The sequence below is a fragment of the Clostridioides sp. LIBA-6622 genome, from assembly GCF_056716095.1.
The window spans coordinates 3,681,750-3,699,463 of the sequence record NZ_CP196998.1 but is presented as its reverse complement, the minus strand read 5'-3'; the positions used below and the strand labels follow the sequence as shown (position 1 = coordinate 3,699,463).

The following is a 17,714-nucleotide window of genomic DNA, read 5'->3' as shown; positions in this document are numbered from 1 at the left end:
TATAATAATACTATTAAAAATAGTTGCAAAATAAATAAAGTAATATAGACTAAAATAAAGTCTACAAAAAGAGGTGATAAACAAAAATGGCTAAAATACTGGTTGTAGAAGACGAAAAAAGAATGCAAGATATTATTGTAGAATACATGCAAAAAGGAGGATATACTTGCATAACTGCTGATGATGGAGTTGAAGCACTTGCAATATTAAAAAACAATAATATAGATTTAATGATATTGGACATTATGATGCCATATTTAGATGGATTCTCAGTATGTAGAGTTTCACGTGAAATGACTAATATACCTATTATTATATTGACAGCTAAAGGGGAAGAGGAAGATAAATTAAAGGGGTATGAGTATGGGGCAGATGACTATATAACAAAGCCATTTAGTCCCAAAGTACTCTTAGCAAAAGTTAATGCCTTATTACGTAGATGCACTAGTAATATTCCAAAAAATTCGCTAAACTTAGGAAAGATACATATTATGCTAACATCAAGACAAGTATATGTAGAAGATAATTTGATGGATTTAACATACAAAGAATATGAATTGTTGAATTTATTTATGGAAAACCCTAATCAAGTTTTCTCTAGGGAAAAACTTTTGACTTGTATATGGGGGTATGATTTTGAGGGTAATACACGAACTGTGGATACACACATAAAAACTTTACGTAAAAAACTCGGGACTGAAGGACATCATATAGTTACATTAATTCGTTCAGGATATAAGTTTGAGGTTAAAGAATGAACAGATTAAGAAAACTTAAAGAAATAATAAAAAATGTAGATATTTCAAACTGGATTAAAAAGAATTTTGGACTACATTCAGTCAGAAAAAAAGTATTTTTTCTCTCTAAATTATCAGGAGCACTAATCATATTCTTTTACTTACTTGTTGAAGAATTTTCGATGGATACTAAATTTGAATTTTGGATTTGGTTTATAATACTAGTTATATTAATTATGAATATTGATTTTTTATTGGGTAAATTTATTTCAGAACCAATCACATCTATAAATAAATCGGCAAAGAGTATGTCTCAACTTGATTTTTCTAATCCATGTACTGTAAATACTAATGATGAATTTGGAGAACTTTCTAGGAGCTTGAATACAATGTCTAAAAATCTACAACAAGCATTATTAGAACTGGAAAATGCGAATATCCAACTTGAAGAAGATGTAAATAAGGAAAGGATGTTATTAGAGCAAAGAAAAGAATTGGTAGATACAATTTCACATGAAATGAAGACTCCTCTTGGTATCATACGTGCATATACAGAAGGGCTTATGGATGAAGTTGATGAAGAAAAAAAGAAAAATTATATGGGTGTTATTATAGAGGAAACGGATAGAATGAATAATATGATTGTATCGCTATTAGATTTATCTTCATTAGAGGCAGGAGTCTCCAAACTTAATCCAGAATGTTTTGATTTTATAGAGTTTGTTGAAACTGTAGCAGGTCGTCTTTTAATTGATATACCAGATGTCAACTTCTATTTTACATATGATTTACCAGAACATGAAGTTTTTGTAGTGGCAGATAAAATGAGAATGGAGCAAGTAGTAGAAAATCTGATTGTTAATGCAAAAAAACATGTTATATGTGATGGAAATTTAGATTTATCTATTACATGTTTAGATGGACTACTTTCATTTAAAATGTACAATGAAGGTAGGGCTATAGAGCAAGAAGAGATTTCAAAGATTTGGTCTAAATTTTATCGAAGTGCTCAATCTCAGCGTACAGGAGGGTCAGGTCTAGGACTTGCAATTGTTTCACAAATACTTACAATGCAAGGGCTAGAATATGGTGTAAAAAATTATGATAAAGGAGTAGAGTTTTATTTTATAATTCCGATTTCTGAACAAAGGAGTACTAATTTATAAGTTCTTGATATGAAACTTATAAAAGCCTTGTTTTCTTAATGAAAACAGGGCTTTTTATTATTTCACCTCGATTTCACAAGAGAGACACTTCGATTTCACAGGATGGAAATAAAATAAGTTAAATAAATTAAAAAAGATTAGAAAAGTAGTCAAATAAATTGGAGAGGGGGAGCACTTATGAGATGGTCTACATGGCTGATTATTGTATTGATAGTATTAGTTTCTATTCCATTTAAAATTAAATTTGTAAAGTGGTGGGATAAACGACAAAAAGAAAAAAGTGATAGAGGAGGTCATGACAGATGATAAAAGTAAAAGAGTTGACATTTTCTTATGGGAAAGATAAAGAAATATTACATGGGCTTAATTTTGAAGTAAAAGAAGGAGAGATATTTGGATTTCTTGGACCTAATGGTTCAGGAAAATCCACAACACAAAAAATCTTAAATGGTGTTTTAAAAGGATATAATGGTCAAATGTCAATTTTTGGCAAAGAAGTTGAAACATATACAGAGTATTTATATCAAAAGATTGGTGTTTTATTTGAATTTCCTTATTTATATACAAACTTAAGTGCAATTGATAATTTAGAATATTTTTCATCTTTTTATCCTAAAAATCAGAGGAGAGATATACATGAGCTTTTAGAGTTATTAGAGTTTAAGAAATCATTTATAAATAAGCCTGTATCTTCATATTCAAAAGGGATGAAGCAACGTATTAGTATGGCAAGAGCATTAGTAAGTAACCCAAGATTGTTATTTTTAGATGAACCTACTAGTGGGCTTGACCCATCTGGAGCTGTGTTATTTCGTAAGATTATTGAAGAAGAAAGAAAAAAAGGAACAACTATATTTTTGACTACACATAATATGATGGACGCAGATTTAATGTGTGATAAGGTGGCATTTATAGCAGATGGCAAGATTATAACAATAGATACTCCTAAAAATCTAAAAACAAAAAATAGTAATAACAAAGTCGAGGTGGAATTTATACATAATGGTAAAAGATATATTAAAATTTTAGATATACAAGAACTGAAATTTGGAATGACTTTTAATTATGACGAAATTTTAAATGTACATTCTAAAGAACCTACACTAGAAGAAATTTTTATCAAATATACAGGAAGGATGTTGGAGTAATGTATTCTAAATTTTTCACCTTAATAAAAAAAGATTTTTGGATGATGATTTATGGTAAATTTTTTGTATTAACACTCGCGTCTCTTATTCTTTATTCATGTTACATTAACTTTGGTTATGTAAAATTTATGGATGAGGATAGCTATCATAATAATGTATATTTATATAATCCAGAGAATACAAGCATGGATGTCTCTTCATTAATTCATAAAGTATCTTCTATATATGAATTAAAATCAAAACTGGATGAAGATACGAATGCCATTGGTCTTGATATGAGTGATGGTAAACCAAAAGTAATCTTACATGAAGGAATTAATGGTGTTGATAATTACAGAACTGACTATGCATTGTCTTTGTTAATATCGGAAAAAGATAAGAATACTAAAAACTCGGATAACGATGGAATAATTCAAATAAGTGATAAAGATATATCTGAGATAAAACTAAGAAAAGAAATGACTTGTGAGATTTTGTTCTTTGAAATTGTAGCTATTGGATTTCTTGGGATTGCTTCTTTACTGTTTAAAGAAAAACAGATGGGGGTAATGCGTATTACTGGTATTTTACCTGTAAAAAGAAGTCTTTTTATATTATCAAAGATATTTGCTTTCTTGATATGTGACTTGTGTTTTACAGTGCTTTTAGTAGTACTTAATATTGAGATTTCTGAAGGAATAAAAATACTACCTCAAATATTAGTTCAAGTTAGTATTTTATCAATTATTATGTCTTTGATTGGATTTGGGTGTTCAATGTTATTGAGGGATTTTAAACAATTTTCTCTTGTGTATCTTTTGGTTGCCGTATTTATAACAACACCTGTATTTTTGTCTGCAAATACATCTTTTAAAATAAGTTGGATTAAATATCATCCTTTTTATCATGTCTATAGTCAACTTAAAAAAGCTTTTTTTACAAGTTTTACAAATGAATCAATCTATTTTATTGTATGTTCTTTAACAATAGTAGCTCTGTTTTTAATTGTAAAAAATATTTTTAATAAAGAGTTGGTTAGGGAGGGATAATGTTGATAGGATTACGTTACCAGTTAAAGAGTATAAGAAAAGATAAAATGTGCATAATTTCCTTCTTCTTACCAGTTATTATGGCGATTTTAATAACTTTTATGGGAAGGATTGATATATCTTCAATAGGAGAACTACACTTTGGTATAGTAAAAGATACACTTTCCATACAAACAGAGCAGTGGTTAAAAAGGTATGGAACAGTAAGTTTATATCAAACAGAGAATCATTTAATGAGTGAAATTAAGGACATTAAAACAAATACAATTGGAGTCATAAGTGATAGCAAAGGGATTAAAACTATACTTTATGGAGATGAAACTAATGCTATAAAAAATGTAGGAAATATATTACCGAAGATTTTTAGAATAAATGAAGATTTAAAAGGCTCTGAGATTACAATATTACCTAAAGATAGTATTTTAAAAGAATTTCAAAATATTTTTATTGCTATGATTCTAATTACAGCTATGTTTATGGGGTGTACCTTTAATGCAATGAATATTATATCTGAAAAAGAAGATGGAATAGCATTTATAAATGAGGTTTTACCACAAAGTCGAAGTCAGTATATTATACAGAAGGTATTTTTAGGATTTTTATGTGGGTGTCTATCTTCAATGATAACTGTGTTTATATGTCTGAATATTTCTATGTTAGATATGATAATGATGTTGTTACTTGTTGTGTTTTCAGCATTTATTTCATCATTGATAGGTCTATTTATTGGTAAGTTGTCAGAAGGTCTTATGGTGGGTATTATTTATATTAAAATAATAATGATTTTATTTATAGGTGCACCATTACTAATATATCTTCTGGGGATTGATATGAGTGGTATAGGGAATGTATGTTATATGATTCCTTCAGTAGCTACATTCAATGGAATTATGTTGATTATCAATGGGAATTCTATCGTTGTAAAAGATATTGTGATTTTAATCTTACATTGTATAGCATGGTTTATTTTGTATATGATTTTAGATAAAAATAGGAAGTTATCTTTTAGTAGATAACTAAATATAATTATCATGACTTATAGATATTTGTAAGATATGAATACTTTTGTTTTCCTCCGTTTCTACAGTAAATTTAAGTATCGATATTTATTGAATTTACTATAGAAACGGAAGTAGTATTATCCTAGTATATATTATTTAGATTCTTTTGACTTAAATATTCCTTGCTTATAAAACTGTTTTGAGTAGGGAATAGACAAGGCAAAAAATAAGAGTATAATACCTGATATTATGATTAAATTATTAATAGATATTGTATCTGCCATTGGTCCAAAAACCATCATACCAAGGGGAATAAAGCCCGTATATATAATGATAGGTAAACTAAGAACTCGACCTTGCATTTGTGGTGCTACATGTTCTTGCAACATAGTCATAGCTGATGCCTGAATAATTGGAATAGAAAAATTGGTAAAAAACATAAATATAAAAAATTGCCAAGCGTGTGTTACAAGACCTAAAATAATTGAGAAAATAGCATAAGATAATATTGCTAAGAAAAAGGTCTTATTTCTGTTTTTAAAGCCACCAAAGATTCCTATAATCAATCCACCTAAAACCATACCTAAAAATCCAATCATTTCAATAATAGACAGATATATATAACCCTTGCCAAATGTACGTTCAATCAACAGTCCTATAAGAAAGCCTGATGGAACACAGAGAAGCATGAAGGCACTATAAGTAAAAAGTATTTTTCTAATGAATTTATTTGAAAAGCAGTACCTTATTCCTGATACCATATCTGCAAAAAATGATACTTTCTCAACTTGTTTTGGTATGTTATGTTTAGGAATCTTGATAAATATCAGTAATACAATAGCTATAATTGCAGTGAATATATCAATTAAAAGAATTTGACTTATTTTATTTCCAAAGCTAAGGATTGTTGCAGCTACAATAGGGACGATAAATTGTACTATAGATTGTAGACTACCATTTATCCCATTAAAACGCATTAAATGTTCTTCTGGTACAAGTTGAGGAATCATTGCACTTACAGCAGGTGTTTGCACGCCACTTCCCAATGAATGTATAACAGATATTATTGCTATAGCTATCATTTCATCCTTTGTTCCAGTTGATGACATCATAAATAGAATTAGAACTACTGTAGAGATAGCAATTATTGCATCTGATACAATGATGAGAAATTTCCTATTGTAGTAGTCTGCCCACACACCAGCAAAAAAAGAAATTATCATTTGAGGGATAAAGGAACATATAGTCAAAATTGTTACCCATATACCTGATGATGTTTGAAGTGTGACATACCATATAAGTGCCATCTGTACAAGTGATGAGCCAAATAAGGAAATATATTGGCTAGCTAGAAAGGTGATTACTTTTTTCTTCCATGTAGAATTATTATTTTTATTTTCCATTCTATTCCTCCTTTGATTTATGTGTTGAATTTTTCTCGGTCTTAAGGATAACACACAAATCAAAGTCTGGAGTTAGAGTGTAGGGTTAAGAAAATTGTTTTTTCATAATTTGAAGATGGGTTTTCATGGTTTTTGCATTATGTTCAGCTTCTTTCAATGAAGTTATCAACTTATCACATACTGATATAATTTCATCATCTTCTTTTGGAGTGTCAATGACAACCTTAATATTGGTATTCGGATTACAAGATAAAGCATTTAACATTCGTAAAATAGCTGAAAGAGAATAGTTAGCGCAACGAAGTGAACTAATAATTTTAAGTCGCTTTATATCTTCATCAGTATATACACGATAACCATTTTGTTTTCTTTTTACTTTTAGTAAACCATTCATCTCCCAGTTTCTTAAAGTATCTATTGTAACTTTTAAGTGTTCAGCAGTTTCTTTTCTAGTTAAAAATAATTTATTTGTTTCAGTAGTAGTTCCGTTTAAAATTTGTGCAACAATAGTAAGTGCTTCCTCAGCATTAGATTTTTCTATTTCTAATTGTTGTAAATAGTGCTCTACAAGACAAATAGCCTTATCAAAGTCTCTACTTGCTGATGTTTTGATAATTTCAAGAGCGTTTTTTCTCAATCCTCTTTGCATAACTTCAATTTTTAAGGCTGTGCGAGCAAACCTAAATTGCTCTATATGAAAATCATTAAAGATACGGTATCCATTGGTATTACGCTTAGGTCTAGGTATTAAGTTGAGCTCTTCATATAAACGAACTGTATTAGGATGTACACCAATTAAATCTGCTATTTCTGATGTCGTGTAAGTGTTCATTAGTATTCAACTCCTTTATGTATGTAGTATCAATCATAATATCACTAAACCAAAGTCTGGTGTTATAGTGGAGGGTTTTGCTATCTGTAGTATGGTTAATCTACTATAGCAGTAAGTATATGTTTTTGAATAAGTTCCCATCTATCACGAGGTTTAAAAACTATCTTAGATGGTATGGCTATTACTAAGTCATATTGTGGAATACAACAGATAGCATTTCCCCCAGAGCCCATTGCTGAATACCATAAAGCTCCATCTTTTTCACATAACCACCATAGATAGCCATACTCATTAGTATTCATTTTGACTGATTCTTCAATCCATGATTTAGATATAATACTTTTATTATTCCAAATGCCATTATTTAAATACAGAAAACCAAATCGTAACATATCTCTAGCACTCAATGTAAGCCCCCAACCACCTGTAGAATTACCTTGCCTATCTTTTGCCCAACCCTTAAGATTTTTCCCAAATAAATCTTCAAAACCGAAATCATTCATATCATAATCTGGTATCACTTTCATACCAATAGGTTTAAATAAGTGTTCATTAGCAAATTCACGAGCAGATTTACCAGTAGTCTTCGTGATAATAGCTGAAAGCAGATGAGTTCCAGCAGATGAATATTTGAAAGTTCCAATATTCCCTTTTTGACCAAGTTGATTCAGAGTATACTTTATCCAATCTTTCTGTTTACAAAGTCTCTCTAATGACTCAGTCATATTTTTAAAAGGGTATGGTGCAGTCATTGTAAGTAAATGGCGTATAGTTACTGCTTTTTTACATATTTCAGAAGGACTACAAATGTATTCAGGGAAAAAATCAACAACTTTTTGGTCAATATCTTTTATATAGCCTTTATCTATTGCAATACCAATTAAAGCAGATATAATATTTTTTGTAACTGAGGCAACATGAAAAGTATCATCAACATTATAACCATTGTAATATTTTTCAAAGACTATATTTCCTTTCCTTGAAATAATTATCCCATTTATATTACTATATTGTGAAATTATTAAAGGTTCAAGCTGTGAAAGTTTTTTTGAACTCATCCCAACGATTGAAGGGTCTACATTTTCAAATGTTAAATCTAAGCAGTTGTTTTTATTCATTATAGATACCTTCCTGTTATAGATTTTGGATTTTCTTTTAGAGAGTTAGGAGAGCCTTCTGCAATTACGTAACCTCCCTTATCACCACCTTCTGGACCAAGTTCAACAATCCAATCGCAAACTTTTAAAACATCTATATCATGTTCAACAACAATTACAGAGTTTCCATTTGCTACTAATTCATCCAATAGTTTAATTAGTTTAGCAGTATCATATAGACTTAGACCAGTAGTTGGCTCATCCAATACATAAAGGATATTACCAGTTCGTTTTTTACCAATTTCTTTTGCAAGCTTAACTCTTTGGGACTCACCTCCACTTAAAGTAGGAGTAGGTTGACCCAATTTTATATATCCCATACCTATTTGTTCTAGTACATTTAAGTGTGAAACAATATTTGGAATATCTCCAAAGAAATCTACAGATTCAGAAACACTCATATTTAAAACATCATGAATATTTTTATTTTTATATCTAATAGATAAAGACTCATCATTAAATCTCTTTCCATGACATTCACTGCATATATGGTCTATACTCAAATTAGTACCAAGCCAGACTTTTTCATATCCACTACCACTACATTTAGGACAAGCTCCTTTAGAATTAAATGAAAAATGACCAGCTGTAAATCCTCGTTTTATTGATTCTGATTGATTTGCAAATAATGTACGTATCTTATCCCATATACCAATATAAGATGCAGGAGTTGAGTTCATATTTTTGCCAATAGGGGATTGAGATATCTCTGAATATCCAGAAATGTACTTAGTACCTATCAATCTGTCTGCTATAGTTTCAACAAGTGTATAATCATCTTCATCACTTATTTCACTATCTGTGCTACTATTTATATTGTGGTTATTAAAGTAACTTCTAAGAAGAGGGAGTAGGGTGTCTGATACAAGTGAACTTTTTCCACTGCCTGATTTACCAGATATTCCAACCATAGCACCCAAAGGTAGTGATACTGTTACATTTTTAAGGTTGTTTGTATTTGCATTTTGGATAGTTATACAAGGTATTTTATCAATATTAGTAATATTTTTAGAGGTTAATTTCTTAGGCATTGAGTATTTTCCTGATAAATATTGTCCAGTGAGAGATTTATCTGATTGAAGTAGACCTTCTAAATCTCCTTGATACACAAGCTGTCCACCTTCAATACCAGCCTTTGGACCAATATCAATAATATGTTCTGCCATTTCAATTGTATTTCTATCATGTTCAACTACTATAACTGTATTACCTAAGTCTTTAAGTTTTTTGATGGACTTTAAGATGTCTATCTTTTCTGATTCATGTAATCCAGCAGTTGGCTCATCAAGTACATAAATTAACGAATCCATCTCTGAATCAAGATGTGAATTTAAAAATAGTCTTTGTATTTCTCCACCACTTAAAGTTGACATTTCTCTGTATAAGGATAAATGACCTAATCGTGATTCTATTAGGTGTCTTGTTTTAGTTAAAATATCATTTATAATGTTTGTAGCAAATATGCTTAAATTTTCTTGATTCAATAAGATTTTGAGAAACTTATCAACTTCTAAAATCGTCATTTTTCCAAGTTCACCAATATGTTTTCCATTTAGGAGTACTCCACGTGCTTCTTCACCAATCTTAAAGCCATCACAATCAGAACAAACAGTCATAGTATAAATTCCATTCAAATCTTCACCTCTTTTGTAACGGTTGTGAAATAATTTTGATAAAGAGGAACTTTTTTTACCATTTTCATAATGCCCATAGAGTACTTCATTTTTTACTTCCTCAGGTAATTGTAAGAATTGTATCTCTAAGTAATCTTTGAATTTTTTAGATAATACTCTTAAATATCCTGGTGTGATTTTTGCCCTATTTAAGACTTGCTTTAAGGTATCATGCTTATCCAAGACTAGCTTTTCAATATTAATCTCAAAATATGCCCCATGCCCAGAACATTTCATACACATTCCATCTGAAGAATTGTACGAAAAGTAACTTGGTCTCAATCGTTCCTCTTCATGACCACAATTATTACAAATTAGATTAGTGTCTACAGGAGTATTACACATCGTACACATTATCTGTCCTTCTGTTGAGTACAATAGTGTAAGCATATTAAGTATATTGGTTCTTGTACCTACTGTTGAACGAGGATTACTTTGACGAATAATATTTTGTTGAACAGCTATAGTAGGAGCTAGACCTTGAATATTATCGAATTTATCTTCCTTATCAATACCTAAAAGTATACCTAAAGATTGCAGATATTGTTTACGCCCCTCTTCAAATACAATGTCAAACATAAGGCTGGATTTACCTGAGCCACTGACACCTGTTGCAACAATAAGTTTATCTTTTGGGATAGAAACATCTATATTTTTAAGATTGTGTATCTTAGCTCCATTAATTTTTATTTCTTTCATTGGTTCACCTCATTTTATCAATCTTATCAAACCGTAAAATAGGGATATTTGAATCCTTAGTGCAAGAATAATTTAGATGAGGTCATTAAAAAGGTTCTATAGGTAAATATATATCAACCAAGTGCCTATTTTGAGGGTGATTATTTGGGTTATTAAGATATACTTCAAACGGGAAGGATGCTCTTAACTTGTAATTACTATTTGATAACCATTCGCTATACATAAAATCCCAAGCATCACTGTATTCATATTTTGAAATATCAAAATGTCCCACAAGATACTTTCCAGAAGGTATTATCATATTGCCAATATTATTATTTTCTTTGACAATCTTATTATTTGGAATTGTCATACAAATACTAGTCCTTAATTGATGCTCCTGTGTAAATTGTGGATTATCATGATAAATAGCTAATATTTTTGTATTATCAAGTCCAATTAGATTCTGCTCACTTACATATGTAAAGAGCTTTTCTAAAAGTTTTGGGAAAGTACTAGTTAAATTGCCATATGAACCAGTATATCTAGTATACACAGTATTCATATTATCAAGTTCCAAAATTTCAATTTCACCCTTAACCTCTCTAGTATTCTTAACTTTAGGTTTTGATATGCTTCTATTGTACTGAGAAATTTTATATGGTTCTTTGCAATTCTTGCTATAATTATTTCTATATTTTATAGGGCTTATTTTATAATAATTTTTAAATGCTCTAGAAAAAACTGCAGAATCAGTAAAACCAAAGTAATGAGCAATATCAGTAATTGTCATATCAGTACGATGAATAAGAAAAGCTGTTGCGTTCTCTAGTTTTAACCTATTTACATACTGAGATAAGGTTTCTTTTTCTATGGCTTTGAAAATTCTATGAAAATGAAATTTTGAAAATCCTGCTATATTGGAAAGTTCATCAAGAGAAAGTGGTTCATGTAGATGTTCTTCTATATAGTCTTGTACTTTGCAAATACGATTTAGATATTCTGTTTTACTTTTTGAGCTTGTCATAAATATCCCTCCTCATTGTGTAAACTGTATATTAACTAAGTGGTAGTAATAAAATCTTATATATTTATAATTTATGGGAAATAAGGTAGTATCCAATTTTTTTATAATTAATAAAAAGTATAAGATGTCTTATATTTGTCTTTGTAGATATCAGTATGATATTTGTAATAATTAGTATACCATAGTGATTTATTTTTGATTGTGTATTTATATAAATACATAACTTATTATATGGGATAGTTATCAGGTGAATAAGAACTGAAGTTAGTTAAGGTAGAGTAGTTTAATAAAATTTTTATATTAAAAATAATATTAAATTTATTGTTTAAATAAAAAAGTTAAATCTACACCATTAACTTATTATACTTAAAGCTTTAAAATAAAAATAATCATCTAATAGATTATTTACAAATCTAAATACTTTTATAAATGATTATTTATTTAAATTGGGAGAGTGAGAATATGAGTAACAGTTTTTATCAATTAAATTCAGCAGTATTATATTTTAATGAACGAAGTGATGTAAATAGAATAAGATTTAATCATTATGTAATGAGAAAGGAAAATATACAAAGATTAAAAAAGACTTTGCCAAGAGGGCAATTTATGATGACAGTAAGAAAAGCTGCATCCGACCTTGATGTATCCATATCTACAATAAGCAGACTTGTAAATGAGTTTATAGATTTAGGCATATTGAGACTAATAAGTAGAGGCGTAAAGGGGAATTGTTGTTCTGTATATAGTTATGTTTGTTCTGAAGATAGTAATACAGAGGTTGTAACGAGAAATAGTGATATTTTCAAAAATATAGAGAAATATATTAATGGAACTATTAACAATACTCAAAAAACTATGAAATATAAACATAGAGATAAGTTGTTCAAAACCAATAATGCCAACACATATGGATGTATAGATGAAGAGAGTATAGACGAAGACTATGAGTGTGTAATTGATACAGGATGTGAAACAGAAAATGAGACAAAGAAAAAAGAGCTATTAAAAAACAATTTAAATAAAAAGAATTTAAATAAAAATACACTTGAAGAATCAACTTACAAAGCTTTAGAAAGTATTCATGAAGTTATTATAAGAAAACTAAATAATGAATCAGGAAAAAATTTTAAAGTTGATTTAGGTATAACTAAGGAGATTATAGATGAAAGATTAAAAGAAGGGTATAGTTTAGAAGATTTCTATAAGGTTATAGAGGCAAAGGTAAGAAAATGGAGATATACATCTATGGAGATGTATATAGAACCAGCAATTTTGTTTAGCAGTGACTTTAAGTCGTATTTAAGTGAAGAAAGTTCTTTAAGACCTTGTAATTATGGGGATAGCTGTGAGGATATGTATGAGTAACTGTATAGAGATATTTATTAAGAGGTTAGTTTGTTTTTAGTTGATTAAAATATGAGTATATGTAAGAATAAACAGTATATTAAAAAATAGTGTGTATTTTTTTAGTGAGAAATACACACTATTTTTTTAACATACTGGAGAAATATAACCCATTTGAATTGCTTTTGTAATGGCCTCAACTGATGAAGAAACATTTAGTTTGTCATATATGTGTTGTAAATGATTTGATAATGTCCTTTCACTTATGTATAATTCATCAGCAATCATTTTTCTTTTTTTACCACTACATATAAGTTGTAATATTTTTTTCTCCATAATTGTCAAATCTTCAATAATTATTTCATCATTTTCAGATGGAAAGCAAGTTCTACCTTGATAGACATTTAATAGAGAATCAATTAAACTATCAGGGCTAATATTTTTATTAAGGAATCCACAGATACCTATTTTTTTAGCTTCATATTTATAAACTGGTAGGTCATATCCAGTTAACATTATTATTTTAATAGTAGGGTTAGTTTCTAGTAGATTATAAGCTACCTCTAATCCACTACATTCACTTAAATCTCTAAGATTTATGTCCATTAAGACAATGTCTATTCTTTTATCTATAATCATTTCTGATAAATTATGAACGTCTTGTGTAGAATAAAATTTTTCAATTTCATCATATTCTTCTAATGCAATGGACAAGCTCTTAGCAAAAAGTATATGGTCGTCAACTAATAAAATATTTATAAGAACCATCTCCTTTCATAGGTATTGTAATTTGCACACAAGCACCATGAGGTATGTTATCAGATATGTTTATTGTTCCTCCTAGATTTTCTACTTGTTCTTTAATTGATACAATTCCTTTATGATTTGTTGCATCTAAAGGAATTTTAGATGTATCTAAATGAGTTTTAAAGGATGTATTTGTCATACCATTATCACTAATATCTAATTTTATTATGTATTTTTTAAGTGATAAAGTTATCCATGCGTGGTTACCATTTGAGTGTTTATATACATTTGTCAACAATTCTTTAATTAAACGGTATATCAATATATCATATGGCTCAACTAAGAATAAAGTATCAGAACATGTAAATGAAACTAAGATGTTTCTTTGTGGAAAAGATAAGGAGACACTTTCAATTAAATTCTGATAATTTTCTTTTACTGTCAAATTTTTTAATATTACAGGATGATAGTCTTGCATTTGATTTCTTATTAGTGTGTTTAAGTTGTTAAGTGTTTCATATATAATATCTTGTACATCTGGGCGATACGACTTACTTGTCATGTTTTTTATTGAAAGCAAGTCCTGCAATATATCATCATGTAAAAAATTAGAAAACTCTGCTTTTAGTTGTTCCTCTTGTTTTAATTTTTCTAATGCGAGAGTGTACTTGCTATCTTTAGTTATTTGATTTTTTTCATGTCTTAGATTAAATTCCAAAAGAATATTACAAATAAAAATTAACATAAATAAGGTATTTATAGCTATTAATATTATAGATAAATTGCCACCACTAAATATCACTATCATATTAATTAATGTGATACTTATAAAAAGAAGAATAGTCCCTTGTTTTAGGCTAAAGATTGTTGAAAGAGGAAAACTATCATTTTCTCTAAGTACAATCCCATGAATACTCATAGAAAATATCAATACAGTTAGATAGATGCCAAAATTACTAATATGATTTGATATTTTTATTGTGAAAAAGTAATAAATAATAAATCCTATTAGTGTTATAAATATAGAAATAAATATAGGTTTTTTTTCACTTCTTATAACAAAATTAACCCTTTTCCAATGGTAAAAAACAATATATAAAAAGCCTGTTACACTTACTACAAACTGTAGCCCATATATACCAGCATATATTCTTTTAGAAATAAATATTCCCATAATTGTACCAAAGCAGGTGATAAGTAATAAAATGTCTATTATTTTGCGAAACTTATATCCACTACCTTGAAACAAAAATAAAAGTATAAACTTGATAGAGATATACAATATAATTGGGCTTAACATTTCAAAAATAATAGTGCTTACTGGTGTTACTACAGAGGATAGAAGTAAATACCAACTATCTAGCACTAACAATCCACAAAACAATGAGATAGTATGATTTTCTCTGACATTACAAGACGTTATATATGTAATATCTATAAGTAATAATGTTGCAATTATTAAGGGAATGATGTTTTGTATACTCATAGAAGTTTCAATATTTGCGGAAGTTACCATAAAGAGGAGTGACAGGATATAATTTCCTAAAAATAATATTTTTAAATTAAAGTTTGGCAATCTTATACACCTCCTTATAGATTTATAGTATTGTATTATATCAAGTTTATGGTTACATTAAACCTATGAATTTATAGTTTTGTATTATATCAAATATTTATAAATAAATAAAGTGTCCTAAATCGTCACACATTTAAGTATGACGATTTGGAAGATGTTATTTTTTTAATACGATTTTACAACAAGATTTAGTAGTGAGTATATAATATATTAAATATACTATGGCAGTTGAGAAAATCGCAATAATTACAGGTATGTATTGTGAAAATGAGTTTCCAAGTAAATTTTGCATCAAAGCGGTTTTATAGACCAAAGTAGCAAATACACAGTCTGATATCCCAAGTAAAAACGGAATATTAAAAAATGGCAACACCTGCTTCTTAATAATTTTTTTTATTTGAACATTAGTGTAGCCCATTTTTTGTAAAATAACATAATCAGACTTTGAATCTGAAATTGCTGATATATTGTTAAAGTATAAAATACTTCCAACAGCAATAAAGAATAAAACAACAAGAAATCCTATTAAAAGAAATGTAGAGCTATTAATTGATAGTAAGTCATTAATCCTGTGGGAATGCCCTTGCAAATAAGGACTTTTATTTAAATAACCTGAGAGCTTACTATATAATCTTTCGTTGTTTTTAATTGATTTACCATTGATACTCACAATACTCGTTGTTGGTAACTTATTTTGAGCTATTTCCCTATATATACTATCACTAACAACAAGCGTTCCAACACTATTACCAAAGGAAATGGCATTGTTTAAAGATGTTTCTCTCACAGTTATAGGTATTTCTTTATCATTGATGAGTAGTGGATAAATCGTTCCATTTTCACTACTTCCATCATTATTTGGTTGATATTTCATCAAAATACATTCATTATCTCTTAAAGAGGGAAGTTGTTTTAGTAGTTTTATTCGATTTTGTGCCTTTAATAAAGTATAGTAATCAGAAAAAGATATACATTCAAACCCCGCTTCTCTTGGAATAACTTTTTTAGAGGAACTATTTTTAGATAAATTATTCTTAGATTCACCAATTGCATATTCAAGTGGAAGGTTTTTTGCTGAAGATTTCACTTTATAAATATCTGTCTGTGTAAAAATAACATCATCTGTATTAGATGTATATTGACTTACAATTTGTTTTACATCTTCAATTTGCTCATTTTTTTCTACTCTAAATTCTATCTCTGAAGGTGCAATACGTGAAATTGATGCAATTGGATAGTATAAAGAGAGTGCCATAACACTTGAAACTGTTAAAGTAGCAGCACAGAGCAGTGTAAGCATAATTAGAGTTTTAGAATTTGAGCGAATGCGATAGATAAAGTTTGGAGTAGTTATTATCTTTATATCTGTATAGAAAGCTCGTTTATTTTTTTTGCTATATTGCATAATGTATGGAAGAAAGGAACTGATAAAGAGAACTGTACCAACTACGATAATAATCATAGTTATCAAGCCTATTTGGTAAAATCCTATACGTATCCATACTGACTTAACTCCATGAAGAATATCTAATGCTAAACAATAGCCACCTAAAATCATGATAAAACCTATAAAAGCTGGAAGTTTTCTGAACTTCAACTTTTTTTCTGCACTCTTTTCATATCTCACTAATTTTATAAGTGAAGTCTTATAAAGGAATTTACCATTTGATATAGCTAATACTAAAATAACTAATACTATAAAGAGTATTGTTTTAGATATTGCACCCATATTAAAAAATTGGATTTGTGAATTGTCAATTGATAAATTGAGAAGTGCATTAATTCCAAACACAATACCCTTATGAGCCAATGCCCCCAATATCAATCCAATAATAAGAGCTCCACTACAAATTAATATATTCTCAAAAGTAAGTAGCGATAAGATTGTAAACTTGCGATAGCCAAGTAAAGCATATATGCCTAGTTCTTTTGTACGACGTCTCAAGAAGAATCGATTTGAGTATGCCATATAGAAGATAACAAATGCCATTAAAAATATAGATATAACATTACACATAGACTCAACTCTGCCATCAGTTGAAATCTTTTCTAACATTACTTTATTAACAGAAAATGAAGTAAATGCAAAAAATACAGTGATAACAAAAGAGACTGAAAGCATATATAGAGAATAGACTGAAAAGTTTTTTTTAAGGTTTTTTATTGCCATGTAAAAAATGTTCACTAAATTATCCTC

The 17,714-nt window shown here is 28.7% G+C and carries 15 protein-coding genes; 7 read left to right on the top strand and 8 right to left on the bottom strand.

Translation table 11 applies throughout. The annotated features are described in order from the left end of the window. The first annotated feature begins 86 nt into the window (after positions 1 to 86). From ACTG47_RS17280 to ACTG47_RS17255, 6 genes are all read left to right on the top strand, one after another. Positions 87 to 758, top strand: coding sequence for a response regulator transcription factor (locus ACTG47_RS17280; RefSeq protein WP_479925476.1), 672 nt, complete (start codon positions 87 to 89; stop codon positions 756 to 758). Next, positions 755 to 1,903, top strand: a complete 1,149-nt coding sequence (locus ACTG47_RS17275; protein ID WP_479925475.1) for a sensor histidine kinase — start codon at positions 755 to 757, stop codon at positions 1,901 to 1,903. The genes ACTG47_RS17280 and ACTG47_RS17275 overlap by 4 nt, the downstream gene beginning before the upstream one ends. Before the next feature lie 177 nt (positions 1,904 to 2,080). Further along, positions 2,081 to 2,209 carry a hypothetical protein gene (locus ACTG47_RS17270; protein ID WP_285891500.1) on the top strand — a complete coding sequence of 43 codons (129 nt, stop codon included), beginning with the start codon at positions 2,081 to 2,083 and terminating at the stop codon, positions 2,207 to 2,209. Further along, positions 2,206 to 3,051, top strand: a complete 846-nt coding sequence (locus tag ACTG47_RS17265; RefSeq protein ID WP_479925474.1) for an ABC transporter ATP-binding protein — start codon at positions 2,206 to 2,208, stop codon at positions 3,049 to 3,051. The genes ACTG47_RS17270 and ACTG47_RS17265 overlap by 4 nt, the downstream gene beginning before the upstream one ends. A gap of 128 nt (positions 3,052 to 3,179) precedes the next feature. Further along, a complete protein-coding gene (locus ACTG47_RS17260; protein WP_479925473.1) occupies positions 3,180 to 4,079 on the top strand; it encodes an ABC transporter permease in 900 nt (299 codons plus the stop codon). Continuing rightward, positions 4,079 to 5,095 (top strand): ABC transporter permease, encoded by a 1,017-nt coding sequence (locus ACTG47_RS17255; protein ID WP_479925472.1) that lies wholly within the window; start codon positions 4,079 to 4,081, stop codon positions 5,093 to 5,095. Before ACTG47_RS17260 ends, ACTG47_RS17255 begins: the two co-directional genes overlap by 1 nt. Positions 5,096 to 5,232: 137 nt before the next feature. On the opposite strand, the gene ACTG47_RS17250 is transcribed toward ACTG47_RS17255, so the two are convergent. From ACTG47_RS17250 to ACTG47_RS17230, 5 genes are all read right to left on the bottom strand, one after another. Beyond that, positions 5,233 to 6,483, bottom strand: coding sequence for an MFS transporter (locus tag ACTG47_RS17250; protein WP_479925471.1), 1,251 nt, complete (start codon positions 6,481 to 6,483; stop codon positions 5,233 to 5,235). An 85-nt stretch (positions 6,484 to 6,568) separates the two neighbouring features. Beyond that, a complete protein-coding gene (locus ACTG47_RS17245; protein WP_479925470.1) occupies positions 6,569 to 7,315 on the bottom strand; it encodes a MerR family transcriptional regulator in 747 nt (248 codons plus the stop codon). A gap of 95 nt (positions 7,316 to 7,410) precedes the next feature. Beyond that, positions 7,411 to 8,433, bottom strand: a complete 1,023-nt coding sequence (locus tag ACTG47_RS17240; protein WP_479925469.1) for a serine hydrolase domain-containing protein — start codon at positions 8,431 to 8,433, stop codon at positions 7,411 to 7,413. After that, entirely contained in the window at positions 8,433 to 10,844 is a 2,412-nt protein-coding gene (locus tag ACTG47_RS17235; protein ID WP_479925468.1) for an excinuclease ABC subunit UvrA, read from the bottom strand. The genes ACTG47_RS17240 and ACTG47_RS17235 overlap by 1 nt, the downstream gene beginning before the upstream one ends. Before the next feature lie 85 nt (positions 10,845 to 10,929). Then, positions 10,930 to 11,850 (bottom strand): GyrI-like domain-containing protein, encoded by a 921-nt coding sequence (locus tag ACTG47_RS17230; RefSeq protein ID WP_169467269.1) that lies wholly within the window; start codon positions 11,848 to 11,850, stop codon positions 10,930 to 10,932. A 462-nt stretch (positions 11,851 to 12,312) separates the two neighbouring features. Between ACTG47_RS17230 and ACTG47_RS17225 the strand changes: the two genes are divergently transcribed. Then, a complete protein-coding gene (locus ACTG47_RS17225; RefSeq protein WP_479925467.1) occupies positions 12,313 to 13,215 on the top strand; it encodes a conserved phage C-terminal domain-containing protein in 903 nt (300 codons plus the stop codon). Positions 13,216 to 13,341: 126 nt separating this feature from the next. Here the strand turns inward: ACTG47_RS17225 and ACTG47_RS17220 are convergent, their stop codons facing one another. The 3 genes from ACTG47_RS17220 to ACTG47_RS17210 form a co-directional block, all read right to left on the bottom strand. After that, complete coding sequence (locus ACTG47_RS17220; protein WP_479925466.1) at positions 13,342 to 13,962, bottom strand: response regulator transcription factor; 621 nt, start codon at positions 13,960 to 13,962, stop codon at positions 13,342 to 13,344. After that, positions 13,934 to 15,457, bottom strand: coding sequence for a sensor histidine kinase (locus tag ACTG47_RS17215; protein WP_479925465.1), 1,524 nt, complete (start codon positions 15,455 to 15,457; stop codon positions 13,934 to 13,936). Before ACTG47_RS17215 ends, ACTG47_RS17220 begins: the two co-directional genes overlap by 29 nt. Before the next feature lie 217 nt (positions 15,458 to 15,674). Further along, the gene (locus ACTG47_RS17210; protein ID WP_479925464.1) at positions 15,675 to 17,702 is read right to left on the bottom strand and encodes an ABC transporter permease; all 2,028 of its coding nucleotides are present in this window, start codon (positions 17,700 to 17,702) and stop codon (positions 15,675 to 15,677) included. Between the last annotated feature and the right edge of the window lie 12 nt (positions 17,703 to 17,714).